At 67.2% G+C, this 7,348-nt stretch carries 7 protein-coding genes; 5 read left to right on the top strand and 2 right to left on the bottom strand.

Annotated features, from left to right (window positions below; translation table 11 throughout):
- Positions 1–452 (bottom strand): DUF222 domain-containing protein (locus UK23_RS41815; RefSeq protein WP_045317363.1); only part of this gene is annotated, 452 nt, incomplete at its 3' end.
- A 306-nt stretch (positions 453–758) separates the two neighbouring features.
- A complete protein-coding gene (locus tag UK23_RS41810) occupies positions 759–2,213 on the bottom strand; it encodes a glycoside hydrolase family 47 protein (protein ID WP_082115417.1) in 1,455 nt (484 codons plus the stop codon).
- A gap of 245 nt (positions 2,214–2,458) precedes the next feature.
- Here UK23_RS41810 and UK23_RS41805 point away from each other — a divergent pair, with 245 nt between their 5' ends.
- Genes UK23_RS41805 through UK23_RS41785 form a run of 5 tightly spaced genes read left to right on the top strand, consistent with a single transcriptional unit; the run spans position 2,459 to position 7,284 of the window.
- A complete protein-coding gene (locus tag UK23_RS41805) occupies positions 2,459–3,442 on the top strand; it encodes a LacI family DNA-binding transcriptional regulator (RefSeq protein WP_045317361.1) in 984 nt (327 codons plus the stop codon).
- Positions 3,439–4,470: a class I mannose-6-phosphate isomerase gene (locus UK23_RS41800; RefSeq protein WP_231114916.1), complete on the top strand. Its 1,032-nt coding sequence runs from the start codon at positions 3,439–3,441 to the stop codon at positions 4,468–4,470. Before UK23_RS41805 ends, UK23_RS41800 begins: the two co-directional genes overlap by 4 nt.
- Positions 4,467–5,231 (top strand): ATP-binding cassette domain-containing protein, encoded by a 765-nt coding sequence (locus tag UK23_RS41795; protein WP_045317359.1) that lies wholly within the window; start codon positions 4,467–4,469, stop codon positions 5,229–5,231. The genes UK23_RS41800 and UK23_RS41795 overlap by 4 nt, the downstream gene beginning before the upstream one ends.
- Positions 5,231–6,292 (top strand): ABC transporter permease, encoded by a 1,062-nt coding sequence (locus tag UK23_RS41790; protein ID WP_082115416.1) that lies wholly within the window; start codon positions 5,231–5,233, stop codon positions 6,290–6,292. The genes UK23_RS41795 and UK23_RS41790 overlap by 1 nt, the downstream gene beginning before the upstream one ends.
- A 17-nt stretch (positions 6,293–6,309) precedes the next feature.
- Complete coding sequence (locus UK23_RS41785) at positions 6,310–7,284, top strand: ABC transporter substrate-binding protein (RefSeq protein ID WP_045317357.1); 975 nt, start codon at positions 6,310–6,312, stop codon at positions 7,282–7,284.
- Positions 7,285–7,348: the final 64 nt, after the last annotated feature.

The raw sequence follows: 7,348 nt of genomic DNA, 5'->3' as shown, positions 1-7,348 counted from the left end.
TGGTAGAGCGCGTAAGCCACCCGCTCGCCGAACTTGGCGATCGCGGCGGGCGCGTGCTCGCGCGCGAAGTCCACCATCGTGGCCTCGGCTTCCGCGGGCAGCTGCTCCATCGCCTTCGCCAGAGCCGCGACATGCTCGACCGACAACGCGCCCTCCGCCGACGCCTCGGCGGTCACTGGGAGTTCGGGGGCCAGTTCGCTGCCGGTCGGCGTGATCTCACTGTTCAGCAGAGCGGCGTTGGTAACCCATTGCCGAGCCTCGCCGAGATCCCAGCGAACGGCATCACGCAACACCAAGGCCAAATCCTTGTAGCCGAGCTCGGCGGCCGCGTCACGCCGATTCAACTCGGCAATCTTCTGCATGATCCTGTTGTCGCGAATACGCCGCTCCGTCACCTCCTCGACGACACTGCGCAGCAGCTCGTCAGTAGGGAGAAGTCGGGTTTCGTTCACGGGTCCCACTCTACCGCAAGATCACGAAAAGATAACGACGCAAAATATACACCAATGTGTGAACAGCTGATCGTGCGATGCGAAGCGAGCAGCCCTTAAGGCATTAAAGCCTTTGAAGGGATCGGCAGGGCTGTTTAGCCCAGCAATCGTCGCGAAGCGGCGATGAAATGACCCGGCCCGTATGACACCCAGAGGAAGGCTGGGCCGGGGTGCCACCGCCGCCGCTCGGCACCCCGGCCCAGGTAGGACCGGATCTGAGCACCGCCGCCGCCAAGTTACGGAGCCCAGACCCGGAGTTCGCGAGAGCTACCGACGTGCCCCCAGGAAGATGTTGCCCTCGGTGGACAGGTAGTGGCTGGTGTAGTCGAAGCGGCGCGAGTCGCTGAAGATCAGCCAGTAGTACTTCAGCTGCTCGGACCACCAGTAGCCGGGACAGAAGTCGCCCTGCGCCCCAGTGGTGACGTCCCGCAGGATCGTGTAGCCGTAGTTGGTGCGGGAGGTCCGCTTCATCTCCTGGTAGTGACGGTGAGCGCGCTCGCGGTAGATCTCCTCCCGCGTCGCCAGCCACAGGAAGAAGGCACCGTCGGCGTACTCGGGCCGGAGCTGGTTACCAACCGAAGTCGGCCGCAGAGACGTGTAGTTGATGCCCTCGGGCAGCACGCCGTAGCGGTCCTGAACCGCCGTCCACGAGTCGTGATAGGCACGGCCTCGGGCAATGTCACCGCTCTCCGCCAGCAACCCGCCGAAGAACGCCGCCAACTCGCTCTGCGTCCGCGAGGAACGCTGCCCGGTGAAGGCGTCGACCTGGGCGAACCAGAGACGACCCGACACGACATCCGTCTGGTAGCGCAGGATCGCGCGGATCAGGACGTCCCACCACGCCTTGAGATCGCGGTCGCCGAAGAGGTGCCAGCCGTCCCACAGGTACTCGTAGTAGGAGTCGGCGGGCGGGCCGATGGTGGCGAGGCGGTTGCGCCAGGCGCCGGTCTCGGCGTGCACGTCCCACGGCAGCAGGCCGAGAGAAGTGCGGCGGTCGAAGGTGTACTTGAAGGCCTTCTTGGCCGCGTTGTAGTACTTGCGGTCGCCGGTCCACTTCGAGAGCGAGCCGAACTCCGTGATGTACGTGCCGGTTTCGGCGAGGTTCGTCTCGGGGGACGACACGGCTCCGGTGCGCAGGTTGACGTAGCGGTACGGGATGCCGGTCGGCGACTTGGAGAAAGCGACCAGCAACCGGTCGCCCAGGTCGCGCGCCAGAGCCAGAAGCGCACCATCGCCGCTGACGTGGTAGGCGGACAACAACCCGCCCAGCATGCGGATGTTGGTCTCGAAGACCTGGAAGGACGCGTCCACGTCGAAGGACAGATGAGACTTGACCCAGCGCACGCCCTCGGCGAACTCGGCGTCGAGTTCCATGAGCCACAGGGTGTCCAGGGCTTCGACGACGGTGAGGCCCATCGGATGCCCGGGAACGAAGAACTCCTCCGAGCCGCCCGAGACCGGCTTGATCTGGTCGTGGCCGAACGCGCGGTCCACATAGGACCGCCAGGCCCAGCGGACCTCGGCGCGCACGTCCTCGGCGACCGCGCGCCAGCCACCGGGAGGCGGTGCCAATGCAGTAGCACCAACGGAAGGAGCCGCACCGGCCTCAGGACCGGGCACAGGTGCGGACGGAGATGGTTGAGCGGCAGCAACACCGGGCACGCCGACAAGTCCGGCGGCTCCGAGGAGGCTGAGAACGCTGCGGCGTGGCAGGTCACGCATGGCTGATCTCCCCTCTGGCTGACAACGCTGTCTGTCACCAGATCCTTGCGGAGCGCACACGGCGTCGGTCAATACCACCGGCGCCACTTGTCCTTTTCAGGACACCAAGTGAGAAAACAAGTGGCCGCTTGACCGGTTCCGGAACTGTTGACAAGCAGGTGAAGCCGGGGTGAGATACGGCCACTATGACAACGTTGTCCCCCAGCGGCCCTGTTGCCGGTCAGCGCAAGGTCCGTCGCGCGACGATGAACGACGTCGCGCGGCTGGCGGGCGTGAGCATCAAGACCGTCTCGCGCGTGGTCAACGACGAGCCGGGTGTGCATCCGTCGACCGCCGAGCGCGTGCTCGCGGCCATCGACCAGCTCGGGTTCCGGCGGAACCTGAGTGCCCGCAACCTGCGCCGGGGCTCGTCCACCGGCACGATCGGGCTGGTGCTGGAGGACGTCGGCAACCCGTTCTACTCCGGCGTGACCCGCGCTGTCGAGGAAATCGCGCGACTGCGAGGCCGTCAGGTGATCTCCGGATCCAGTGACGAGGATCCCGGCCGCGAGAGAGAACTCGCGCTGGAGTTCTGCAGCAGACGCGTGGACGGGCTGCTCATCGTGCCCGCCGGCCTGCAGCACAGCTACCTGGTGCCGGAGATGCGCGCGGGCACGCCCGTGGTGTTCCTGGACCGGCCCGCGGGCGACGTCGTGGCGGACACCGTGCTGGTCGACAACATCGGCGGCACCGTCGAGGCCGTCACCCACCTGGCCGCGCACGGGCACCGCCGCATCGCGTTCCTCGGGGACGCGCCGGACATCTTCACCGCCAACGAGCGGCTGCGCGGTTATCGCGAGGGCTGCGTCAGGGCGGGCATCGGGTACCACGAGGAACTCGTGGCGATGGGGCCGCACGACGAGAGCAGCGTGCTGACCACGTTGCAGCGGCTGCAGACGATGCGCGAACCCGCGACCGCGATCGTCGCCGGCAACAACCGCATCACCGTGTACATCCTGCGTGCGCTCGCGGGGGTCGCGGAACGGCCCGCGCTGGTGGGCTTCGACGACTTCGAGCTCGCCGACCTGTTGTCGCCGCCGGTGACCGTGATCGCGCACGACGCGAGCGCGCTCGGCAAGGCGGCCACCGATTTGTTGTTCGCCCGCTTGGACGGCGACAACTCACCACCGCGCCGCGTCGTGCTGCCGGTGCGCTTGGTGCCACGAGGATCCGGGGAGGTCCACGCGTGAGTTCTGGTGTGCTCCACCAGCCTGTCAACCTGCCGGCGAACCAGCCGAAGCAGTTCTACCGCGGCGGCGAGGCGATCGCCGCGTTGCGTGGGGGGACGAGCGGCGACTTCGGGCCCGAGGACTGGGTGGCCTCGACGACGACGCTGTACGGACGCAGCGATGCCGGGTTGACAACGTTGCCAAACGGCGTGCTGCTGCGCGACGCCGTCGAGGCGGACCCGCTCGGCTGGCTCGGCGCCGACCACGTGGCGAAGTTCGGCGCGGACACGGCGTTGCTGGTGAAGCTGCTCGACGCGGGCCAGCGCCTGCCCGTGCACTGCCATCCGTCGAACGCCTTCGCGTCGTCGCACCTGAACTGCCGGCACGGCAAGACGGAAGCGTGGATCGTCGTCGGCACCACCGGGAGCGACCCGACCGTCTACATCGGATTCCGCGAGGACGTCCCGGCGGAAACGGTCGCCGAGTGGGTCTCCACGCAGAACACCGCGGCGATGCTCGACGCGCTGAACCCGGTGTGCGTCCGGCCCGGCGACACGGTCTACGTGCCCGCCGGTGTCCCGCACGCGATCGGCGAGGGCGTCTTCATCGTCGAACTGCAGCAACCGACGGACTTCTCGGTGACACTGGAGTGGCAGGGCTTCCTGGCCAACGCGGACATCGGCCACCTCGGCCTCGGCTACGACGTCGCGCTGGACTGCGTCGACCGTCACGGCTGGGCGAACAACCTGGACAAGCTCGTGCGCCAGACGTCCGAGAAGTGGGCGCCGTCGGTCGATCTCCTCGGCCACGACGCGGACCCGTTCTTCCAGGCCGACCGCCTGCACGTGGAGGGCTCCTTCGCACTGGAGCCGTCGTTCGCCGTGCTGGTGGTGCTGGAGGGGTCAGGCCAGCTCGGTGAGCTGGAGGTGCACAAGGGCAGCACCGTCGTCGTGCCGCACGCGGCAGGCGAGCTCGGGCTGTCCGGTGACCTGGTGGCGATCCGCTGCCGACCGCCCGTTCTGTCCACAGTGGAGGATGTGTCGCCATGAGCGAGCCACTTCTCGAGGCTCGTGATCTCACGAAGAACTACGGCACCGTGGAAGCTCTCCGCGGTGCCTCGTTCACCGCCTACCCCGGCGAGGTCGTGTCGCTCATCGGCGACAACGGCGCGGGGAAGTCCACCCTGGTGAAGTGCCTGTCCGGGGTGGAGCAGCCGACCAGCGGAACCCTGCTGTTCGACGGCAAACCGCTCACGCTGGGCTCCCCCAACGACGCCCGCGACCGCGGCATCGAGACGGTGTTCCAGGACCTCGCGGTCGCGCCGGACCTCGACCCGGCCGCGAACATGTTCCTGGGCAGGGAGATCCTCAAGCCCGGCATCCTCGGGTTCCTCGGGGTGCTCGACAAGAAGGCCATGCGCAGGCAGGCTTCCGAGCACTTCGCCCGGTTCGGCGCGTCGCTGCAGAGCGTCGACGTGCCGATCGCGGCGCTGTCCGGCGGTCAGCGTCAGTCGGTCGCCGTCGCGCGATCCGTGGCGTGGGCGTCGAAGCTCGTGTTCATGGACGAGCCGACCGCCGCACTCGGTGTGGTGCAACGGGAACGCGTGCTGGACGTGATCAAGCGCGTCCGCGACGAGGGCATCGCGGTGGTGCTGATCTCGCACAACATGCCAGAGGTGCTGTCGGTGTCCGACCGGGTCGAGGTGCTGCGCCTCGGCCGTCGGGTGGCCCGTTTCAAGGCCGCCGACACCACTGTCGAAGAGCTGGTCGGCGCGATGACCGGTGCACTGTCTCAAGAGGACGCGGCCTGATGACCACTGACAAAGAGACAACGTTGTCTACTGTGTCCGATCCTGGGTCCGATCCTGGCCCCGACGAGGCGCGCACTCCCATCCTCAAGCGGCTGACCGGCGCGAACACGCTGTGGATCGGCCTGGTGCTGCTGGTTCTCATCGCGGTGTTCGGCGCGATCCGCCCGGACGCCGTGTTCCAGGTGACCACGCTGCAGTTCCTGCTCGCGGAAACCGCTGTGCTGCTGGTGCTCTCGGTCGGCATGACGTTCGTGATCATCACGTCCGGCATCGACCTGTCCGTCGGTTCGGTGCTCGTGTTCGCGAGCGTGCTGTCCGCGATGGCGATGAACTCCGTGTCCGGCGGCGACGCGACGAACGCCGGCTGGGGCGTGATCGCGTTCGGACTGCTCGTCGCGGTCGTCAGCGGTGCCGTGTGGGGCCTGCTGAACGGCCTGCTGATCTCGCGCGCGAAGATCCCGCCGTTGATCGTGACGCTGGGCTCGTTCGGCGCGGCACAGGGCGCGGCCCTGTTGCTGAACAACGGTTCCAACGTGTCCGGCATCCCGGACAAGCTGAACCGCACCTTCGGCTCCGGCACGTACCTCGGCATCCCGAACATCGTGATCGTGGCCGCGATCGTCACCGCTCTGGGCGCGCTTCTCCTGTCCACCACCCGTTTCGGCCGCTACACCTACGCGGTCGGTTCGAACGAGGAGGCGGCGAGGCGGGTGGGCATCTCGGTGCGCAACCACCTCACGAAGGTGTACGTGCTCGCGGGAACCCTCGCGGGACTCGCGGGATTCATGGGCAACGCGTTCTTCCGGGTCGCGGTCGTCACCGGCCACGAGACGGACAACCTGAACGCGATCGCCGCCGTCGTGCTCGGTGGTACCAGCATCTTCGGCGGCTTGGGTTCGGTAGTGGGCACGATCTTCGGCGTGTTCATCCCGGCGGTGTTGGAGAAGGGCCTCGTGATCATCGGGGTCGAGGAGTTCTGGCAGCCGATCGCCGTCGCGATCGTGCTGGTGGCCGCCGTGTGGCTGGACCAGACACGGCGGCGGGCGCGCAACCAACGTTAGGGAAAGGTGCTGGACCAATGAAGATCCGCTCCGCAGTGGCCGTGTCGGCCGCATTCCTGCTCGCCGCGTGTGGCGGAGGCGGGCAGATTGGTGACTCGGGTTCGGGCAACAACGCCGCGAACAAGAAGCTGGTGCTGATTCCCGGCATCTCGGCGGAACCGTTCTACATCTCGATGCAGTGCGGCTTCGAGGAAGCCGCCAAGGCCGCTGGCTACGAGGCCAAGACCCAGGCACCGGCGAAGTTCGACGCGGCCCAGCAGACCCCGATCGTCACCGGCATCCTGGCGGACAAGCCGGCGGCGGTGCTGATCGCGCCGACCGACGACAAGGCCATGGCCGGCCCGATGAAGCAGCTCAAGGACGCGGGCATCAAGGTCATCGAGGTCGACACCAAGCTGCAGGACACCTCGATCGCCTCGTCCACCATCTCGTCCAACAACGAGCAGGGCGGCAAGCTGGCCGCCGAGACGATCAACAAGCTGACTGCGGGCAAGACCGGTTCGGTGCTGGTGCTCAACACCAAGGCCGGCACGTCGACCACCGACGCCCGCGCCAAGGGCTTCGAGGACGCCATCAAGGCCTACCCGAACCTGAAGTACATCGGCCAGCAGTACACCGACAACGAGGCCGCGACCGCCGCCTCGAAGGTGACCGCGACGCTCGCCGCGAACCCGGACCTGATCGGCGTGTTCGCCACGAACCTGAACAGCGGTGAGGGTGCCGCCACCGGCCTGCGCAACGCGGGCAAGACCGGTTCGGTGAACCTGGTCGGCTTCGACGCCTCGCCCAACCAGGTCAAGGACCTGCAGGCGGGCACCGTGCAGGCCCTGATCGCCCAGGACCCCGGCACGATCGGCAAGCAGGGTGTCGAGCAGGCCGTGGCCGCGATCGACGGCAAGACGAACAAGCGCAACATCGAGACGGACCTGGTCGCCATCACCAAGGACGACGCGTCCGCCAACTCGAAGTACTTCTACAAGCAGTCCTGCTGACCCAGCTGCTCAAACGATGAAGGGAACCTTCATCCACCTGACGTGGATGAAGGTTCCCTTCATC

The organism is Lentzea aerocolonigenes, from assembly GCF_000955955.1.
Lineage (GTDB): Bacteria > Actinomycetota > Actinomycetes > Mycobacteriales > Pseudonocardiaceae > Lentzea > Lentzea aerocolonigenes_A.
The sequence above is the reverse complement of the archived record's forward strand: the minus strand, read 5'-3'. Positions and strand labels throughout refer to the sequence as shown.

Bases quoted from the DNA above. Each gene is read 5' to 3' on its own strand.
- UK23_RS41810 (WP_082115417.1), bottom strand. From the start codon at position 2,213: ATGCGTGACCTGCCACGCCGCAGCGTTCTCAGCCTCCTCGGAGCCGCC.
- UK23_RS41805 (WP_045317361.1), top strand. From the start codon at position 2,459: ATGAACGACGTCGCGCGGCTGGCGGGCGTGAGCATCAAGACCGTCTCG.
- UK23_RS41795 (WP_045317359.1), top strand. From the start codon at position 4,467: ATGAGCGAGCCACTTCTCGAGGCTCGTGATCTCACGAAGAACTACGGC.
- UK23_RS41790 (WP_082115416.1), top strand. From the start codon at position 5,231: ATGACCACTGACAAAGAGACAACGTTGTCTACTGTGTCCGATCCTGGG.
- UK23_RS41785 (WP_045317357.1), top strand. From the start codon at position 6,310: ATGAAGATCCGCTCCGCAGTGGCCGTGTCGGCCGCATTCCTGCTCGCC.